The sequence below is a fragment of the Vibrio renipiscarius genome (assembly GCF_000827885.1).
Lineage (GTDB): Bacteria > Pseudomonadota > Gammaproteobacteria > Enterobacterales > Vibrionaceae > Vibrio > Vibrio renipiscarius.
This window is the reverse complement of the sequence record NZ_JTKH01000006.1, coordinates 521629-540475: the sequence shown is the minus strand read 5'-3', so window position 1 is coordinate 540475 and position 18847 is coordinate 521629. Positions and strand designations below refer to the sequence as shown.

The following is an 18847-nucleotide window of genomic DNA, read 5'->3' as shown; positions in this document are numbered from 1 at the left end:
TCCTTCTATTCTACTCGCTTACGCAGCATCTGCCTATACCAAGCCCGTCCTTTGCTTGAACGCATTGTGGTTAGTTGACGAATTTCCCCTCGATAATGGAACGTTATTTGGCCGGACATCCCCGTATCAAGCCACTTTGCTCCCGCCTCAATATAGCGTGCTTTTACCGCTGAATTTGGCAGTTGCCAGCGTCCTTGATAGGCACTAGAAACAATGGCGATCTGTGGATTGACCCTTGCAATGAATTGGGAAGACGAGGAGGTTTTGCTGCCATGATGAGGAACGACAAGGAGATCACTGGCCAGAAGACGGTCGCTCCGCAATAGCATCCACTCGGCCACGGCTTCAATATCTCCCGTCAATAACACCGAATGCCCAAATTCATCGTGCAGGCGTACAACACACGAATGTGGGTTATAAGCACGTGAGGTCAACTTGGGTGGCCAAAGTACCTCAATATTGAGCCCTTGCCATTGCCAATGCTGCCCAGCCACACACGCTTGATGTAAGACGTCGGATGTTTCCGGACGCTGACTTGACCACACTTTGGCCTCAGGCCATCGATCCAATATTGACTCAAGCCCACCAGAATGGTCATTATCAAAATGGCTAATGATCACACCATCTACGCGATGCCCTCTCGCAAGCAATAGAGGAATAATCACTTGCTGGGCATAACTGCCTTTTAGTTGATGCTCTTCTGCTGGCACCTCTGCGTTTGATGCAGACGCCGATCGGCGCAATTCGCGGCGCTGCCATGCAGCACCAGTATCGTAGAGCAAAACATGCCCATTCTTTTTGATCACCACCGCGAGGCCATGACCAACGTCGAGTATATCCATTTGCCAATCGGGCTCATCCCGTCGAAGCGCAAACATGAGCGTGAGACTCAACAAAATAATGGCAAGCGTTCTTTTTTGGATCAGTACAGACAGCAGTAATGAGGTGCATCCCATCGCAAGCCATAGAACAGAAGATTTAGACAAATCGAACCATAGCCAATCACTCCACAGCAATGCGCCACTGACAGGCACCAATAACCGATCGACAAGCTCAAATAACCACAAACTAAGAGAGGCGGAAAAAACATTCAAAACAAGCGCGACGAGCAACAACGGGATAATAATCAGGCTAAACCATGGGACAAACACCAAGTTGTATAAAAGACTGTGAGCACTGGCCCCTTGATATAACCAGGCAACGACCAAAGCCATTGAGATAACCAAACACCCCTGCATTAAAACCGCTTTAAGCCACGTCGCGCGAAGAGGCAATCGAAATGAAAGAAACATAAAAATGATCGCAACCGCCGTCACCGACAACCAAAAACTCGCCGCGTAGGCCGCCAATGGCTGCACCAGCAACAATGACGCCACCACAACTAACCAGGTAAAGCGGTAAGACGTTTTAATCCCAATAAAATGCAGTGTGATGAGCACCCCAACCATCCACAACGCGCGCTGTGTTGGAATCGTAAAACCCGCGAGCCACGAATAACCGAAGGCGACGAGACCGGCACAAATCATCGGCAACCAAACCGCTCGAAATCTCAACCTCAAAAGACAAAAACCAATCAGCCACCCCACCGAAAACGCAATCCCAACATGCAGACCTGAAATCGCGATGAGATGACTTAAACCACTCTGTTGTAACGCTCGCCATTGAGAAGGCGGAATATAAGCACGTTCACCAAAACTGAGCGCCAACAGTAGCCCTTGGTGAGGAAGGGATTCAGAAGCGTGAAACATCCGGTTAAACAAAAGTTGTCGAATCGATGGACGATTCTTGATGAAATATGACGATTTAACGTTAAGGGAAGCCGCGCCAACAATACCTTGGCTAATTGCCTGCTTTTCACGATCAAACCCCAATTCGTTGAGTACCCCAACAATCGGTTTCAGTGTCACTCGTGCGGTAATTTCATCACCAAGCTGAAGATGCTGAGGGGTCGTTAAATAAACTTTGGGCGCCGAAATCTCGTTCAATATTTCACCATTGATTGATCTCACTAAGGCAACCCCGCGAAAGCCATGTTTTATTGGCTTAAAAAGACTGTCAACTTTGGCATTTATGATAATATTCGAGCCGGCTTGAAACAGGGTGTTTGATTGATGGCGCAACAAATTGCCACTAATTAAAATAACAATTAGTGCCAAAGCAATACCACTGCCCCATCGAAGCCTTCTACAATTGATACTAAGCAATAGCCAACCTAGGCAAGGAACTGACCAAATCCACATCGGCATAATAGGCCACTGCGGTGAGGTTATGATCAAGGTAGCGAATGACGCTAATGTCCAATAATGAAGAAAGAGAGACATAATTTCCGATGCCAAGAAAATTCATAAAACGCTTTATGCCTGATCACGAAATGATCAAACGCCAAAAGGCACTAAAAGTTTTTGGCAATGTACTTTATAACCCAAATTTATGGTGCCTAAATCGCCGCTCAGCGGCAGGGGCATTTGCAGTAGGATTATTCATGGCATTTGTGCCTCTTCCTAGCCAAATGCTTATGTCTGCAGGCTTAGCCATCGCATGCGGTGTTAATTTACCTCTGTCGGTCGCTCTGGTTTGGATAAGCAATCCAATCACCATGCCCGTTCTTTTCTATTTCGCTTACAAGTTAGGCGCTTGGGTGATGCATGTCCCACCACAGCCGTTCCACTTTGAGCTGTCATGGGAGTTCATTCTTCACCAAATGAGCACTATTGGACCGCCATTCTTACTGGGTTGCATGATTTGCGGTGTCACCTCAGCCATGATCGGCTATTTCGGCATCAAAGGACTTTGGCGTTACTCTGTGGTACGAAGCTGGCAAAAACGCCGCTTTCGCTTGCCTCGAAAAATAAGATAAACGGAGTGGCAACGCCAAACGAATCATTTAGACCAATTTGAAGTAAACATCATAGCGTCAAGAAACTGGTATGTTGCTTGAGTATGAATGTTTGCCACGGTCATGAAAGGTCATTAATTTAAAATGACCGTTTTTTAAAGTGACCGTTTGAAGTTTGAAGTTTGAAGTTTGAAGTTTGAATAGAATTTCATACGGCGCGATCGTTTAAATATAAAAAAAGGACCTTTCGGTCCTTTTTTTATATTACTCGCCAGAGAATATTATTTCGCACTTAATACGGATGCAGGATTGAGTTGGCTAGCACGAGAGGCTGGATACCAAGTCGCCAATAAGCTCAAGATCATCGCGGTTCCCGAGACTAACAACACATCACTCCACATGACTTGTGAAGGTAAGAAATCGACAAAGTAAATGTCGCCAGACAAAAATTTATGACCAATTAATGATTCCAGTCCTTTGATGATAGGCGTGAGATTAAACGACACCAACACCCCGACAATGCCACCAAATAGACTGCCTAAAACACCAGAAAACACCCCCTGCCAAACAAAGATACGCTTCACTAAGCCATCCGTTGCTCCCATGGTACGTAAAATCGCAATTTCAGCCGCGCGGTCTTTCACCGCCATCATTAAGGTTGAGACAATATTGAAACTTGCCACGCCAATCACCAGTACCATCACCAAATACATAATGGTGCGTACCAACTGAATGTCGCGATACAAATAGCCATATTTGCTCTGCCAACTCTTCAAATACACCACTTGATTTAACGTCATACCCACTTCACGAATAATCGGTAAGGCATCCATCACCTCAGTCACTCGCACTGACACCCCAGAGACCCCAGTCCCCAGCTTTGCATAGCTCTGCGCATCGGCCAAAGGGATAAGAGCAAGGCTATGATCAATTTGACCGTTGAGTTTCAATAAGCCGCTGACTTTCACGCGCACGCGCTTCGGCGTTTGCACTTGGCTCGTGCTGCCGGAAGAAGGAATCAATAATGTGATGTAATCCCCCACTTTGGCCTTAAGTAAATCCGCAACGCCCTGACCAAGAATCACTTGCTGCTGACCGGCTTCAAAGGCTTTCCAGCTCGCGGAATCAATAAATTGACTGAGATTGGAGACTTGAGATTCTTTATTTGGATCAACCCCTCGAACTTCAATCGCTTTAAGTTGCTGTCCTCGCTCGGCTAAAGCGGTGAATTTCACATAAGGCGCTGTTGCTTCAATCTTTGGGTGTTGTTCCGCTTTATTGACTAACGTTTGCCATTGTTGAATAGGTCCATGTACCCCTTCAAACTCACCATGTGGAATCACAGATAAAACGCGGTCTTTCAACTCGCGCTCAAAACCATTCATGGCCGATAGACCAATAATGATCACCGCGACACCCACAGCAATGCCGATAGTAGAAGAGAGCGAAATAAACGACACCATTTTATTACGCTGCTTTGCGCGGCTAAAACGACCACCAATAAACAGAGAAAGAGAAGAGAACACTAGGCGCCCTCCACATCAACCAATAGGCCATCTTGCATGTGCAATCGACGATCCATCTTCCCGGCCAATTCTCCGTCGTGTGTTACCACCAAAAATGCCGTCCCTGACTCTCGATTCAATTCACGCATTAAGTCATAAATCGCCAACGCGGTTTTGTGGTCAAGGTTACCCGTGGGTTCATCCGCTAAGACTAAATCTGGGCTATTAACCAACGCACGGGCAATTGCCACACGCTGACGCTCACCACCAGAAAGCTCTGACGGACGGTGTTCAATACGATGAGACAATCCCACTTTTTCAAGCAAGGCTAACGCTTTTTGTTTGGCCTCTGCGACTTTCATGCCGCCAATCAACAGCGGCATTGCCACGTTTTCTAACGCACTAAAATCGGCTAACAAATGGTGAAATTGATAAACAAAGCCCAAGTGTTTATTACGCAATTTTGCTTGTTTATTCGAGCTCAGTTTCGACAATTCTTGGCCTAAAAAGGTAACATTGCCCGCACTCGTATCATCCAAAGCTCCAAGCACATGCAGTAACGTACTTTTGCCAGAACCCGACGTGCCTATAATTGACACCAGTTCACCGCGTTTTAAATCAAAGCTGACACCTTTCAATACTTGAGTTTCCAGCGCACCTTCATGATAAATTTTCGTCACATCACGACACTGTAATAAATCACTCATACCTTAAAGCCTCAGCAGGTTTAACAGACGATGCTCGATAAGAAGGAAACAGCGTTGCCAACAAGCTGAGCATCACAGCCAACGTAACAACGACGAGAATTTGAACCGGATTGATGTCTACCGGTAATGAACCACCAAACGAAAACAACGCAATACCGGCGCTTTCCAATAAACTGTTCAAATTGACCGACAACAGCACACCAAATACGCCGCCGATCAACGCCCCGACAACCCCACTACTTGCGCCTTGAACCATAAAAATGGCCATGACTTGGCGGTCCGTCATACCTTGGGTTTTTAAAATGGCGACTTCCGCTTGTTTTTCCATCACCACCATAATCAGAGCCGATACAATGTTAAACGCAGCAACACCGACAATCAGGCCGAGCATTAAACCCATCATATTTTTTTCCATGCGTACCGCTTGGAACAATTCGCCTCTCTGATCGCGCCAATCTTGCCACTGCCATTGTTCAGGCAGTGTTTGCTGGCTCAACTCGCCCACAACAAACGGATCATCAAAAAACAATCGCCATCCCGTCATGGAATCTTTGCTCATTCGCATCAAACGGGCGGCATCATCAAGGTGAGTAAGCATCAACTGCCCGTCCACATCCGAGCCGGTATTGTAGATACCCGCAACCGTAAAAAGTCGCTGACTCGGAATGCGACCAAGTGGCGTGAATTGACTTGCACTGGTCACCATCAAACGCACTTTATCGCCAAGTGTTAAATCCATTGAACGAGCTAATGAACTACCAATGAAGACTTGATATTTGCCTGGCGTCAGATCCGACAAGCGCCCTGCAATCAAATGTTGCTCGATCGGGTCATGCTCGTTAGGTTCCACCCCAATCAGCAAACCCGCACTCAATTGCTTGGCACTTTGAATTACCGCTTCACTTTGTATGATGGGCTCTGGCTGCCCAGCACTCGACATTGCTTGAATAAATTCAGGCGCAATCTCTGTACGAGGGGTTTTGCCATCGGAATGAGATACGATCGCTTGGGGTAAGACGCCAAGAATGCGCCCTTTAAGTTGTGCCTCAAAGCCATTCATCACCGAAAGTACGGTCACTAAGGACATCACGCCAATCGTGATACCAGCTGTGGACATATAAGAAACAAAACGGCTAAATCTATCACCTGATCGCCCACGTAAATAGCGCAATCCGATGTAGGTCGACACTGGATGAAACATAGCAAAAACCAAAACCTAATAATGAACACACTGTAACGGTTAATTTAAACAGCTGATAGCCTTAAATTGCCATTTCAACGTTAAATTTAGTAATTAAGTTTGACGATAACAATGACATACCTTGATTAGTTGCTGTGTATGACGATAATCAATGCATCAACAGAAGGAAAAGCCACATGTCTGACCAAGAATATTTTACCGTTCATTATTCAATGATCGCCAATGTCGAGCTCTTGGCAGAAGAGGCAACTTATCCTAGCTTCAACCAATTTGAAGCAGAAATTCCGGCTCCATTTTTAGTGGCCAGCGAATTCAGTTCTCTTGACCAGCTCAACGATTCTGCGCGCTCAGAACTTAAAAGCCATGACTTTAAGCACGTCATTCAATTGCTGGACACACAAAATAGTAAACTCAATCTGCTGCTGACTTTTATGTTATCGCAGCAAGATGACCCAGCACTGCGTCGAAAGACCATCACATTTGGTGCCAGTCAATTTAGCTATACTGCGAGTGAGGCATTAGCGCTTGGGCAAAAACTCAGAATCAAACTCTTTCTCGATCATCCTGCTGCCGCCATTTATTGTTATGGCTCCGTTTCTGAATGTACGGAAGATAATCAGCAGCATGTGATTACCGTCAAGTACGACCTACTGCGCGATTTAGACCAAGACTTGTTAATAAAGGCCGCCCTTTATCAACAGCAAAAGCTGCTTAGACAGCGCTCTCTAAACCGCGAAAAATAGCGTAAAAACATGTCAAAACCATCATTACTTAACCTTGTTAACCCACAAGGTGCTGGCGATAGAAAGTTCGTTGGCAACTTACCCGGTTCAGCCCTCGCCCTAGCAATTGCAGAGTTGACAGAGCAGCACACTGGCCACACGTTATTAGCAACGCCTGATCCGCAAAGCGCGTTAAAGCTGCAACAAGAGTTGGAGCAGTTTACCGACCACTCGGTTCGCCTCTTCCCTGACTGGGAGACTCTGCCATACGATAATTTCTCGCCACATCAAGAGATTATTTCCGATCGTATTGCAAGGTTGTATCAATTGCCGACTCAAAGTGACGGCATCACCATCGTTCCTATTAGCACTTTGCTGCAACGCCAATCCCCGCGTGATTTCTTAATGCAGCACACGCTAATGGTGAAAACGGGCGACCTATTCTCACTCGACAAACTGCGTATACAATTAGAAAAGTCAGGTTATCGCCATGTTGATCAAGTCTTCGGCCCCGGCGAATATGCCAGCCGCGGATCTATCATTGATTTGTACCCAATGGGCGCAAGCGATCCTTACCGAATCGATTTCTTTGATGATGAAATTGACACCATCCGCACCTTTGATCCCGAAAATCAGCGCTCAATTGAAGATGTGAAGGAAATCCGCCTGTTACCGGCACATGAGTTCCCGACATCAGAAAGCGCCATAGAAGATTTTCGTATTCGTTGGCGTCAACGCTTTGAAGCGCGCCGCGAGCCAGAATCAGTCTACATGCAAGTGAGCAAAGGTACCTGGCCTGCCGGTATCGAATATTGGCAACCGCTGTTTTTTGAACAAACAGAAACCCTGTTCGACTACATTCCCGATAACAGTCAATTGATTGCGGTCGGTGATCTTGAGTCCGCTATCGACCAATTCCTCGCCGATGTTGACTACCGTTACGATCAGCGCAAAGTCGACCCATTGCGCCCGCTGCTTCAACCTCACGAGCTGTGGCTGAAAAAAGACGAACTGTTCAAACAATTTAAAACCTTGCCGCAAGCCTTACTTAGCGTCGATGCCGTAAAGAGAAAGCAAGGCCGTCAAAACCCTGAGATTGCCCCGCTGCCTGAACTTACCGTTCAGCATCAAAATAAAGAGCCAATGGCGACGCTGCGTCAATTTAGCGAAAGCTATAACGGCAAAATCATTTTCTCGGTGGAATCAGAAGGTCGCCGCGAGGCATTGCTCGAACTGTTGCAACGCATCAAACTGCGTCCGACAGAGTGTGCGAGCTTCTGCGAAGCACTGGCGCATAAAGAAAAATTCACCCTCGTTATTGGTGCCGCTGAGCATGGTTTCTTGTATGGCGACCATCAAATAGCGTTCATCTGTGAAAGTGATTTACTGGGTGACCGCGTCATCCAACGTCGCCGAAAAGATCGCAAATCAACCAATAGTGATGCGGTTATCCGCAACCTAGCCGAGCTAAAAGCTGGCCAACCTGTGGTCCACATTGATCATGGTATTGGTCGTTACCTTGGCTTACAAACGCTTGAAGCCGGTGGCATGCTGACTGAATACGTCACGCTTGAGTATCAAAATGAAGCCAAACTTTACGTACCTGTCGCCTCACTAAATTTAATTAGTCGCTATTCCGGTGGCGCAGAAGACAGTGCTCCGCTGCATAAACTGGGTGGCGAAGCATGGACTAAAGCACGCCGCAAAGCGGCAGAAAAAGTACGCGATGTAGCGGCGGAACTGCTCGACGTTTACGCGAAACGTGAACTCAAGCCTGGCTACAAATTTGCACTCGACCGTGGTCAATACGCGACTTTTAAAGCGGGTTTCCCGTTTGAAGAAACCGATGACCAAAGCATGGCGATTAACGCTGTGATGTCTGATATGTGTCAAGCCAAGGCGATGGACCGCTTAGTGTGTGGCGATGTCGGCTTTGGTAAAACCGAAGTGGCCATGCGTGCAGCCTTCGTCGCGACAGACAATGCCAAACAAGTCGCGGTGCTCGTCCCAACCACGCTCCTCGCGCAGCAACACTTTGAAAATTTCCGCGACCGCTTTGCTAACCTGCCAATCCGTGTCGAAGTGCTTTCTCGCTTTAAAAGCGCCAAAGAACAAAAATTAGTTCTACAAGACATTGCTGACGGTAAAGTCGACCTCGTCGTCGGGACTCATAAACTACTGTCGAACGACATTGTGTTTAAAGATCTTGGCCTGTTAATTGTCGATGAAGAGCATCGCTTTGGCGTGCGCCAAAAAGAGAAGATGAAAGCGATGCGTGCGGATGTCGATATTTTGACCTTAACCGCAACGCCAATTCCTCGTACGTTGAATATGGCAATGAGTGGCATGCGTGATCTATCGATCATCGCGACACCACCAGCCCGACGTTTGGCGATCAAAACCTTTGTGCGTGAGCGTGAAGAGACCGTCATTCGTGAAGCGATTCTGCGTGAAATCATGCGTGGTGGGCAAATCTATTTCTTACACAATCAAGTCGAAACCATCGATAAAGTTGCCGCTGATCTCGAAAAGTTAGTACCTGAAGCGCGCATTACGGTCGCTCATGGTCAGATGCGCGAGCGTGAACTTGAAAAAGTGATGAATGATTTTTATCACCAACGTTTTAACTTACTGGTGTGCACCACCATTATCGAAACGGGTATTGACGTGCCTACCGCCAACACCATCATTATGGATCGTGCTGATAACCTTGGTTTGGCTCAGTTACACCAGTTACGCGGTCGTGTTGGGCGTTCACATCACCAAGCGTATGCCTACTTGTTGACGCCACATCCTAAAGCGATGACCAAAGATGCGATCAAACGTTTAGATGCGATTGCCTCACTTGAAGACTTAGGTGCAGGCTTTACGCTCGCCACTCACGATTTAGAAATCCGCGGTGCAGGTGAGTTACTTGGTGATGAGCAAAGTGGTCAAATTCAATCGGTTGGTTTTACACTCTACATGGAAATGCTAGAGCAAGCCGTGGAAGCGCTGCGCGAAGGCAAAGAGCCGTCACTGGATGACCTATTACGTGAACAAACCGAAGTTGAAATGCGCATCCCTGCTCTGCTGCCTGAAGACTACATCCCAGATGTCAATACACGTCTGTCGATGTACAAACAGATTGCCAGCGTAGCCGACAGCGATGAGCTGAATCAGTTGAAAGTCGAATTAATTGACCGATTTGGTTTATTGCCAGATTCAGCCAAAAACCTTCTTTCGATCGCCGCCTTAAAACTGTCTGCGGCGACGTTAAAAGTGAAAAAAATTGAAGCGCACGATAAAGGCGGATACATTGATTTCTATCCAGATGCTGACATAAACCCAATGTATTTAGTTAAACTGCTACAATCTCAACCACAAAAATTTGCAATGGAAGGACCAACTAAATTCAAGTTTACGGTATCATTGGTTGATAGACGCCAAAGAATTCAGTTTGTTACTGACATGCTGGCTGAATTGCAGCAAAATTTACTACCAAAATAAGACGTTAACGAAAATCATTGAATAGGCAGTGTTGTGATCGGTAAACGGCTTCTCATCCACATTCACCATGTGCGATTAGAACAGGAAATATCCACAACAATGCTGCATATTTAAGTAACACGGGAATACAACATTTGAGCAAACTACCCGTATATGGAGTTGTGATGAAAAAACTGATCCCACTTCTTCTCTTATTGGTCGCAATGCCGAGCATGGCACAGCGTCAATTCGATATTGAAGTGATCATATTTAAACGCGCAGTCGATGCAGAGAAAGTGGCAGAATCTTGGCCAAACACTCTCCCTGCAATCAGTATGGAAAACGTCGGCAGTTTTGGGGACACCAACTACCGTGCACGTAAGGGCGTACAAATGCTCTCTCGTTCAAGCTATCAGCTTGATGCACAAGCCCAGAAATTGCGTAATCACGCTGGCTTTGAAGTGCTCATGCACAAAGCATGGCGTCAAGGCGACAAAGGCCGCTTGTCTGCGCCTGTATTCCATATTACTGGGGGTAACGACTACTCGGGTCAATTTAACGCTGATGGCTCGCCGGTTGAATCACACAGTGAATCCATCATTGATGGTGTGACTGAAGAATCGATTCCTCGCCCACTCTATGAACTCGACGGTAAGTTACAAATTTACGTAGAGCATTACTTATATGCCGACGTAGAATTGGATCTAAAAGAGCCGAGTGTTCGCGACGTCGTGCTTGAAGATCGCCAAATAGAAATCAGCGAAGAAACGTTGACGCCTAATGTTGATGATACCGTTCAAGCGGGCTTAATGACGGAAGTGACGCCAACCGTTCATTCAGAAACGTTCTTGAAAAGCTATCGCATGGATCAGAAACGCCGCATGCGAAGCAGTGAAACGCATTTCCTAGACCATCCATTACTTGGCATGATCATTCAAGTTCGTCGCGTGAACTAAATTCGAGTATTCACAGACTTGAGCCCATTATCTCGCCCTCTCAAATAGAGGGCGTTTTTATTGCTCCACCACCGTGCTACCAGCATTAACGTGCTCAACGCAACAGCAACGCATTACACCTCAACACATCCCCTCTTTTTCCGTATATACTCACCATTCACCGCTATTAATAGTGAACGCTATGAGTCCTGACTACCAAATCATCACCCCTGAATTTATCTTACGATTAATTGACGCCCAAGAAAGCAAACAACTGCGAGCCTTGATTGTGCGATCCCCCAACCTTCACCATTGGATTGATTGGTGTCATGCCCAATTTAGCGATGAAGACGCAGAACAATTCCTCTTAGCGACGCGACTCAATTGGGTCAAATCCGATGCTTATGGTTTTGGTATTTTTCGACGCAGTGACGATGCGTTAATTGGAATGGTGGCGATCAATGAATTCTACCGTACTTTTAATATGGCAAGCTTGGGGTATTGGATTGCCGATGAATTTCAGCAGCAAGGCTATGGGCATCGAGCCCTTGATGCACTCATTGAGTTTTGCTTTGACATGTTAAAGCTCACTCGGTTAGAAATTGTGTGCGATCCCGATAATATTGCCAGCCAAAAACTCGCCTTAACTTGTGGGGCACAGTTTGAAGCCTATGCAGCGAATCGCTTCCTATTTAATGGCAAACCAAGATGTGGGGCCATTTATTCGATGGTACCAAGCTAATAAGCAGACTCATCACGGAATACTTAACGCGACATTATGCATTTGCTGGTGAGAGGTTATTGGGAAGGGTTACCGTTAGCCCGGACGAAATGTGGTTATTTGCGATAAAAAAAGAGCGCCGGAGCGCTCTTTTTGTCTATTCATCTATCCGTACTGATTAATGTAGCTTTAAGTTTGGACGTAAAACGCGGTTGATACGACCCATCAAAATAATAAGACCGGTCTTGAAGACACCGTGCAACGCCATTTGGTGCATACGATAAAGGGAAATATACACAACGCGTGCAATGCGACCTTCAATCATCATTGAGCCTTTCGTTAGGTTGCCCATCAGGCTGCCTACAGTAGAGAAACGGCTAAGTGAAACCAAAGAACCATTGTCTTTGTAAACGTATGCTTTCAACTCACGACCTGTCATTTGCGCCACAATATTGCTAAATGCACGGCTGGCCATTTGGTGTGCAGCTTGAGCGCGAGGCGGAACAAATGAACCATCTGGCTGTGTGCATTGTGCCAAATCACCAATAACGAAAATGCTGTCATCGCGAGTTGTTTGTAACGTGTCTTTCACCACTAATTGGTTAATACGGTTGCTCTCAAGGCCACCGATCTCTTTCATGAAATCAGGCGCTTTAATACCCGCAGCCCAAACCATGATTTGCGCAGGGATCTTTTCACCGTCTTTTGTGGTTAAGCCGTCTTTGTCTGCCTTGGTCACCATCGTTGCGGTGCGTACGTTTACGCCCAACTTCGTTAGCTCTTGATGCGCAGCGCCTGAGATACGTGGCGGTAACGCAGGAAGAATACGCTCACCCGCTTCGACCAAGCTCACATTCAGTTTGCTTGAGTCCAAATCACCAAAACCGTAAGTACGTAACTCTTTTACTGCGTTATGCAATTCTGCTGAAAGCTCAACACCCGTTGCACCCGCTCCCACGATCGCGATATCCACTGCGCCTTGGCCATTTTTGGCGTGCAGTTTAAGGAATTGATTGTTCATGTTGGTACGGAAACGGTGTGCTTGTTCTGGGCTGTCTAAGAAGATGCAGTTTTCGCGCACACCTGGCGTGTTGAAATCGTTCGATGTGGAACCAATCGCAAGAACCAAGACATCATACTCAAGCTCACGACTTGGCATGAGTAGCTCACCCTGCTCATCTTTCAATTCAGACAGAACAATGACCTTACGATCGCGATCGATATCTTCTAGGCTACCAAGCTGAAAATCAAAATGATGGTTTTTTGCATGAGCGCGGTAACTCAGCGCATCAACACCTTCATCCAGAGAACCGGTTGCCACTTCATGCAGCAATGGTTTCCACAAGTGGCTGGCTTTACGGTCAACCAAAGTGATGTTTGCACGACCTTTGCGGCCAAGAGTTCGACCCAGTTTTGTCGCAAGTTCTAAACCACCTGCGCCACCGCCTACTACGATAATTCGTGTCATAGTAATTACCCTCAAAAATGAAAAAGCTAAGAAATTGGATCAACTCGCACGGCAAGTTGAAGAAATATTTTTGGTCCGCACAGCTTTCGCGCGATAGAGGTTCACTCAATATGAAACACGTATTGGAATTCAATGACTGACTCAGTCGTTTTGCTCAACAGCCGAAAAACGGCTTTTTTTTGCAAAAATGGGCAAGTTTTTTCACTCGCTCTCAATTTTTTTTGATATTTATCAAATAAATTTTATTTTACTCATTATATAGAGCAAAACTGATGGCGCAACTAGAGAATGTGAAAAACTCACCTGAATTTGTATGGTTTTATGTAATGAGATGCAGAGGGATGTTAAAACGGAAGGGGAATAGAGGGCGTAAACAACGCATTGATGCCGAAGTTTATACCCTTTTGAATCATGTCGTGTAAAGCGGAAGATTGACGTTGATTAGCTCTCTTTAAAGGCTTTCATGGCTTGTAAATGCTGAGAGATTTTGGTGAATTTATGGGGTTGATGTTCGTCCCATATAATGTCGTAATACCCCTCTAGCTCTTGCGCCGTTTTGCCATTGTCGTGAATTTCATCCTCACGAGACAAGATCACCAAACAACGCTGGTTGTTCTTTACTCGAAACTCTTCTACGCATTTTGTTGCGATATCGACGTACTCTTCAGGGCGATCGATACGGCCTTGCATCGTGCGATCAGGATGTAAGTTTGGGTTAAAAATAACTTGTTTAATGCCGCACAAAAAACCAATCCGCTCAGACCAAAAACCGCCTAACCCTACCCCACAAATAATCGGATGTTCATCGTCTGACTGCTCGATGACCTTATTCACTTCTTTCAATAAATGCTGCATGTCGTGCTTAGGATGAAGCGTGCTGTAGTTGATGAAGCGAACATCGTCATCAATAAATTGCAGCTGAAGTATTTTTTCGTGGTTGCCAGGACTGGTAGAGTCGAATCCATGTAAATAGATGATCATGTTACTTCCTTATTATTCTAATCGGTTTGTTTAAATGCCGATTCACAATGCCACAATGCGCTTACCAAAAGGCAACAAACGTCATTTAATTTAACACGAAAGCTAAGGTTTTAAAGAGAGCGAGACGATATTCTTGCAGAGCCTAAACAAAACAGTGATCTCGACAACAAAATGTCCTTAGTAAAGACCCGGTTTGAGCAGCTCAGCTTGCTGTAAATAGTACTCATCGCCCCACAACTGATAGGCAAGTAAGTACCAGAGCATCGCCATCATGGTTGCCCTCGGACGCCATGCTCTCACCCCTTCAACCCATGCTTCAGGGTGCTCTAATTGACGTAATTGGCAGTAATGCTGAATCGCAGCCATTTCATCCACTTCGGCCACATCAATACTGAGCGTTAAGTCCAATCGAGGGTCGCCTATCGTGGCGTACTCCCAATCGATAATTTTAGCACCTTGTTCCGTTCCTACCATGTTGTATCCAGCCAGATCAAAATGACAAAGTGACAGCTCGACGGGAGGTAAACTCGGTGGGTTGCGCCATTTTTCGTAAATCGCTTGGTAGCCTTCACTTTTAAGTTCAGGTTCTAATTGCATCCAGTAATGGTCAACACGTGCGGTAAAATTGAAGGGAGGAACAGGAAGCCGAGCAGTCGGTAACGAATGGACATTAACGAGAGCTTCAATTAATAACTCAGCACTCAGGTTGTCCGTAAGAGATTGACCTTCAAGCCACTCGACCAATAGGCCTTGGCCGTTAAGATGCACAGGCTTTGGACTAAAGCCACAATCGTTAATCGAGGTAAGAATCTGGTATTCCTGCGCCCGAGAGATCGAAAATGCCTGAGTAATGGGTGTGGTCGGTCGCCATACATAAGCTCGACCACTACGCTCTACAATCTTCCAACAACGGTTCGTTAGCCCGCCAGTCAGTGTCTGGCTGTATTCCGGGGGTGACGCAAAAAAACGATCCAGAGATGCCAATGAACCGTCTAGCTGACAAGCTTCATGCCACGACATTCGTGCCATACATCGTTCCTTGCTTTGATATTTTCATACCAAGATTGTTCCATACAACGTGACGTTGCCGCTACGCGGATTCACTCTCTAAATCTGACCACATCGATCGTCTAAGCCATCAAATACTTAGAAATTTAAATGGAGGATCACTATCGCTAAACGGCAACTTCGCGTTGTTTGGATGTCAATGGATTAAAGACCCAAGAAGCTCTTTGATTCTTGCTTACGGATCTCTGTTTCATCGGCCCATTCAATCAAACCTGACTCCAGATCCATTAAACGCATCGTCATTTTGTAGTAAACGTCTTTGTCGCTACCGGCATTTTTAGCAATGCTTGATAGGTTGCCGTATAGCATGTATTGCGCACCGACCATTTTACCAAACTGAATCGCGTTGCTTTGATTCACTAACTCATCATTGTTTTGAAAGTTCAATTGATCACGCACCGCCTCTACACGGTCCATATCAACAAAACGGAACTTACCTGAGTTCAACATTTTGGTGCTGATGCTGTCAGTGATTGATTCGGTATCAATGTGCTCGCTGGTTTTGTTTTTGATTCGTTCCACAAACACAATTGGGCGAGAATCACGCGTAATCGCCGCCACTGAACCTGAGTTCAGCATGCTGTCAACCATCTCTGCTGCGATGGTTTGCAGATCCGTTGAGCCAAAGTCAATGGTTGTCGTTTCGACAGCTTGTGCGTCGCCGTAACTCACTTGGTTAGAACAACCCCCTAAAACAACCGCTAAACCCAATAGCGCAATCACACTTTTTTTCATGCTTGATTCCTTCATTATTTTCTCGTGAGCCCCGCGTAATCTCGCTGAAATCCTCACTTCTTTAGTTAATCGTTATTTCGTCTAATTTGAACTCTAAATTGCGTGGCATCGGGGTTAACCGATACTTCCGAAATTGAGCGTGTTTCTTTACCGCGAATAATGAGTCTTCTCCAGTTTCCGACCTTAGTGTTGACCTCTAGGCCTTGATCGTTATACCAATAAAAGCGATATAACAAATCAAGATCGCTACTGATATTGCTAGTTAGACTCACAATACCTTGTGCATGGCCATCCACCTGAGTGGTGGTAATATCATCCACGCTTAAACTGCGCGACATCGAAGAATCACCAAACAATACTTTTTGAGCATCCCCATCAATGCGAAGGCCTGATGTATTGGTCGTACAAGCCACCATGGCAAACATTGATAAGATCACTATTACGAATTTCTTCATCACAATCTTCCTAGTTGCTTATGCCACAATGTGGCGTTGTTACCTTGACGTGAAAGCCATACCAACACAGTTTGCCCCTGAGACACACTAAAATTGTATGGTTTCCCATTGATATCAAGTTGTTGCTCTCCGGCTTCCACTACCGTAGAACTGGCGTATATTGACGCTGGCAAGGTTTGCCAACTACGAGTATCCGGTTGCTCTGTCAGGGTATTCCAAACATTAAAAATCAAATTGCCAACGTCATCACCTTTGGTGGTTTCTTTACGCAATTGATCTTTGGCCACCACCCGCAGCGCCTGTCTGATCACCAAGTTTGGCATACGTTCAGAAAGGTCGCGTTGTGCCATCAAATTAACGTCAGCCAGCAGATCTTGAGAAAGCGCTTGTTGATTAAGTCGCGGTGCTGAAAATTGAGCGGCGTGTTTTGATGGGTAATACGGCAGAGCTAAAGAATACAATGCACCGTTACCGCGACTGTCATAGAGCGGTAAAGATAGCTTCCAGCCTTGTAAAGCATCAACAATCCCCTGCTCTTGAAAAACAATCACTCGAGCTTGATTGTGGTTTAATTTTGGCGTTTTGCCATAACGTTGTTCGAGTTGTCGAAGATCTTCTCGCATGCCCAATCGCTTCGCGACTCGCATGGTGCTATCAATCACGCTGCGATTATCAGGCATGACCGCCAACGCACGTCGGTAATCAACATAAGCACTGTTAAGATCATTGTCTGCTTCAAACAGTAAAGCCGACAAATACATTAGATAGGCGTTTTGGACCGCTTGTAACGTCTTACCCGCATCTGGGTATTTCGCCAATACACTGCCCAAGTTTGGCGTCAATCCTTTCGACTTCATCTCTTTTTCTGCCGAAGCCAGAGCACGCTCACGATCTTTTTTTGCTTGTTCTTGTACTTGATTGGCGCGACGCATCTCTACCAATGCATCATCTAATTGGTTGGCTTTTACATAGTTTAAGCCTAAATAGAGGTGAAGGAAGCCTAGCTCATAATCGACTGGTTGATAGGTTTTGAGGTTGTCGTTAGCCGCCAAAGCGCCGACACTGGATGCAGTATCTGAAATGGATACAACCGCTTTATCTTGCTCCACTCTCACCGCAGAGTCGCTTAGCCCTAGTGCGTCTTGGCTTTGCGTGTAATCTTGGCCCAAGAGGTAAACGCGGCCTTTTTCAAAATTATCTAAGATATCTCCAGCAATTTCATCAGGTAACTTTTCTTTCGCTTTGACATAATCACCCTGCTTGACCGCTTGATACACCGCCGCGTTTTGTGTGCTGTAATCGCTGAATAAATTGCCGGCAGTAAAATTGGCGCAAGCCGAGAGAAGTAGAGAGCTGGACAAGACCAGCACGAGTCGAACGCTAGCTTTCAATTCGCACTCCAATTGATTGTAATAAAAAGCACACCCTATGCTGTGCTTTTTGTAGACCTGATAACATCTAATTTAGTTCATCTCTTTTAGTTCATCAGTAATGGACCGAGCGGACGACCACCCACTAGATGCATATGAATGTGATAAACTTCTTGGCCACCATGCGCATTACAGTTAACGATTAAACGATAACCGTCTTGATCAATCCCTTCTTCTTTTGCCAATTTCTTTGCCACCGTAAACATACGGCCCATGGCTAATTCATCATTGGTTTCGATGTCGTTCACTGTCGGGATGAGTGTATTAGGAACAATCAAAATATGGCTTGGCGCACGAGGGTTGATATCGCGAAATGCCGTAACCAAATCATCTTGATAGATGACATCTGCCGGGATTTCTTTGCGAATAATTTTACTAAAAATGGTCTCTTCAGCCATGTTGTACTCCATGAATAACGCTCACTAACGATTAAAATAAGTATGCGGCATGTATCTAAAAATCACAATTAAAACAACGTTCATTTAATAAAAATGGATCATCTCAATTAAAAAACTTTTTTTTTGTATTATGTGTCATAAAACACGTGTATCAAACTCAATACATCTGTCCCAAACCTGATAATTTTAATGATTAACTACCCCAATAAGGAGAGAT

General features: G+C 45.7%; 16 protein-coding genes. 5 read left to right on the top strand and 11 right to left on the bottom strand.

Annotation, left to right across the window (positions count from 1 at the left end; translation table 11 throughout):
• Window positions 1–5 precede the first annotated feature (5 nt).
• Window positions 6–2240 (bottom strand): DNA internalization-related competence protein ComEC/Rec2, encoded by a 2235-nt coding sequence (locus tag OJ16_RS05645; protein WP_160289865.1) that lies wholly within the window; start codon window positions 2238–2240, stop codon window positions 6–8.
• A gap of 89 nt (window positions 2241–2329) precedes the next feature.
• On the opposite strand from OJ16_RS05645, the gene OJ16_RS05640 reads away from it, so the two are divergent.
• Window positions 2330–2857 (top strand): DUF2062 domain-containing protein, encoded by a 528-nt coding sequence (locus tag OJ16_RS05640; RefSeq protein ID WP_040988239.1) that lies wholly within the window; start codon window positions 2330–2332, stop codon window positions 2855–2857.
• Window positions 2858–3117: 260 nt separating this feature from the next.
• Here the strand turns inward: OJ16_RS05640 and lolE are convergent, their stop codons facing one another.
• The 3 genes from lolE to lolC are packed head-to-tail and all read right to left on the bottom strand — an operon-like array spanning window position 3118 to window position 6249.
• Complete coding sequence (lolE, locus tag OJ16_RS05635; RefSeq protein WP_040988237.1) at window positions 3118–4362, bottom strand: lipoprotein-releasing ABC transporter permease subunit LolE; 1245 nt, start codon at window positions 4360–4362, stop codon at window positions 3118–3120.
• Complete coding sequence (lolD, locus tag OJ16_RS05630) at window positions 4362–5048, bottom strand: lipoprotein-releasing ABC transporter ATP-binding protein LolD (RefSeq protein WP_040988235.1); 687 nt, start codon at window positions 5046–5048, stop codon at window positions 4362–4364. Before lolD ends, lolE begins: the two co-directional genes overlap by 1 nt.
• Window positions 5041–6249: a lipoprotein-releasing ABC transporter permease subunit LolC gene (gene lolC / locus OJ16_RS05625; RefSeq protein ID WP_040988233.1), complete on the bottom strand. Its 1209-nt coding sequence runs from the start codon at window positions 6247–6249 to the stop codon at window positions 5041–5043. Before lolC ends, lolD begins: the two co-directional genes overlap by 8 nt.
• 176 nt (window positions 6250–6425) lie before the next feature.
• On the opposite strand from lolC, the gene OJ16_RS05620 reads away from it, so the two are divergent.
• The 4 genes from OJ16_RS05620 to OJ16_RS05605 all read left to right on the top strand — a co-directional run bounded on the left by OJ16_RS05620 (window position 6426) and on the right by OJ16_RS05605 (window position 12116).
• The gene (locus OJ16_RS05620) at window positions 6426–6992 is read left to right on the top strand and encodes a hypothetical protein (protein WP_040988232.1); all 567 of its coding nucleotides are present in this window, start codon (window positions 6426–6428) and stop codon (window positions 6990–6992) included.
• A gap of 9 nt (window positions 6993–7001) precedes the next feature.
• Window positions 7002–10460, top strand: a complete 3459-nt coding sequence (gene mfd / locus OJ16_RS05615; RefSeq protein WP_040988230.1) for a transcription-repair coupling factor — start codon at window positions 7002–7004, stop codon at window positions 10458–10460.
• A 164-nt stretch (window positions 10461–10624) separates the two neighbouring features.
• Window positions 10625–11395, top strand: a complete 771-nt coding sequence (locus tag OJ16_RS05610) for a peptidoglycan binding protein CsiV (RefSeq protein WP_040988228.1) — start codon at window positions 10625–10627, stop codon at window positions 11393–11395.
• Between the two features lie 181 nt (window positions 11396–11576).
• The gene (locus OJ16_RS05605) at window positions 11577–12116 is read left to right on the top strand and encodes a GNAT family N-acetyltransferase (RefSeq protein WP_040988226.1); all 540 of its coding nucleotides are present in this window, start codon (window positions 11577–11579) and stop codon (window positions 12114–12116) included.
• A 157-nt stretch (window positions 12117–12273) separates the two neighbouring features.
• On the opposite strand, the gene OJ16_RS05600 is transcribed toward OJ16_RS05605, so the two are convergent.
• The 7 genes from OJ16_RS05600 to hinT all read right to left on the bottom strand — a co-directional run bounded on the left by OJ16_RS05600 (window position 12274) and on the right by hinT (window position 18630).
• Window positions 12274–13563, bottom strand: coding sequence for an NAD(P)/FAD-dependent oxidoreductase (locus OJ16_RS05600; RefSeq protein WP_040988225.1), 1290 nt, complete (start codon window positions 13561–13563; stop codon window positions 12274–12276).
• 441 nt (window positions 13564–14004) lie between these two features.
• On the bottom strand, window positions 14005–14544 hold the full coding sequence (ycfP, locus tag OJ16_RS05595) for an alpha/beta hydrolase YcfP (RefSeq protein WP_040988224.1): 540 nt from the start codon (window positions 14542–14544) through the stop codon (window positions 14005–14007).
• A 177-nt stretch (window positions 14545–14721) separates the two neighbouring features.
• Complete coding sequence (locus tag OJ16_RS05590) at window positions 14722–15573, bottom strand: phosphotransferase (RefSeq protein WP_040988222.1); 852 nt, start codon at window positions 15571–15573, stop codon at window positions 14722–14724.
• A 183-nt stretch (window positions 15574–15756) separates the two neighbouring features.
• Complete coding sequence (gene lpoB / locus OJ16_RS05585; RefSeq protein WP_040988220.1) at window positions 15757–16347, bottom strand: penicillin-binding protein activator LpoB; 591 nt, start codon at window positions 16345–16347, stop codon at window positions 15757–15759.
• Between the two features lie 65 nt (window positions 16348–16412).
• Window positions 16413–16802, bottom strand: a complete 390-nt coding sequence (locus OJ16_RS05580) for a YcfL family protein (RefSeq protein WP_040988218.1) — start codon at window positions 16800–16802, stop codon at window positions 16413–16415.
• Entirely contained in the window at window positions 16802–18193 is a 1392-nt protein-coding gene (locus OJ16_RS05575; RefSeq protein ID WP_040988217.1) for a COG3014 family protein, read from the bottom strand. Before OJ16_RS05575 ends, OJ16_RS05580 begins: the two co-directional genes overlap by 1 nt.
• Window positions 18194–18279: 86 nt before the next feature.
• Complete coding sequence (gene hinT, locus OJ16_RS05570; RefSeq protein WP_040988216.1) at window positions 18280–18630, bottom strand: purine nucleoside phosphoramidase; 351 nt, start codon at window positions 18628–18630, stop codon at window positions 18280–18282.
• Between the last annotated feature and the right edge of the window lie 217 nt (window positions 18631–18847).

Coding starts and splice junctions, on each gene's coding strand:
- lolD (WP_040988235.1), bottom strand. CDS start 5,048: ATGAGTGATTTATTACAGTGTCGTGATGTGACGAAAATTTATCATGAA.
- OJ16_RS05600 (WP_040988225.1), bottom strand. CDS start 13,563: ATGACACGAATTATCGTAGTAGGCGGTGGCGCAGGTGGTTTAGAACTT.
- ycfP (WP_040988224.1), bottom strand. CDS start 14,544: ATGATCATCTATTTACATGGATTCGACTCTACCAGTCCTGGCAACCAC.
- OJ16_RS05590 (WP_040988222.1), bottom strand. CDS start 15,573: ATGGCACGAATGTCGTGGCATGAAGCTTGTCAGCTAGACGGTTCATTG.
- lolC (WP_040988233.1), bottom strand. CDS start 6,249: ATGTTTCATCCAGTGTCGACCTACATCGGATTGCGCTATTTACGTGGG.
- lpoB (WP_040988220.1), bottom strand. CDS start 16,347: ATGAAAAAAAGTGTGATTGCGCTATTGGGTTTAGCGGTTGTTTTAGGG.
- hinT (WP_040988216.1), bottom strand. CDS start 18,630: ATGGCTGAAGAGACCATTTTTAGTAAAATTATTCGCAAAGAAATCCCG.
- OJ16_RS05605 (WP_040988226.1), top strand. CDS start 11,577: ATGAGTCCTGACTACCAAATCATCACCCCTGAATTTATCTTACGATTA.
- OJ16_RS05580 (WP_040988218.1), bottom strand. CDS start 16,802: ATGAAGAAATTCGTAATAGTGATCTTATCAATGTTTGCCATGGTGGCT.
- mfd (WP_040988230.1), top strand. CDS start 7,002: ATGTCAAAACCATCATTACTTAACCTTGTTAACCCACAAGGTGCTGGC.
- OJ16_RS05645 (WP_160289865.1), bottom strand. CDS start 2,240: ATGTGGATTTGGTCAGTTCCTTGCCTAGGTTGGCTATTGCTTAGTATC.
- OJ16_RS05620 (WP_040988232.1), top strand. CDS start 6,426: ATGTCTGACCAAGAATATTTTACCGTTCATTATTCAATGATCGCCAAT.
- OJ16_RS05640 (WP_040988239.1), top strand. CDS start 2,330: ATGCCAAGAAAATTCATAAAACGCTTTATGCCTGATCACGAAATGATC.
- OJ16_RS05610 (WP_040988228.1), top strand. CDS start 10,625: ATGAAAAAACTGATCCCACTTCTTCTCTTATTGGTCGCAATGCCGAGC.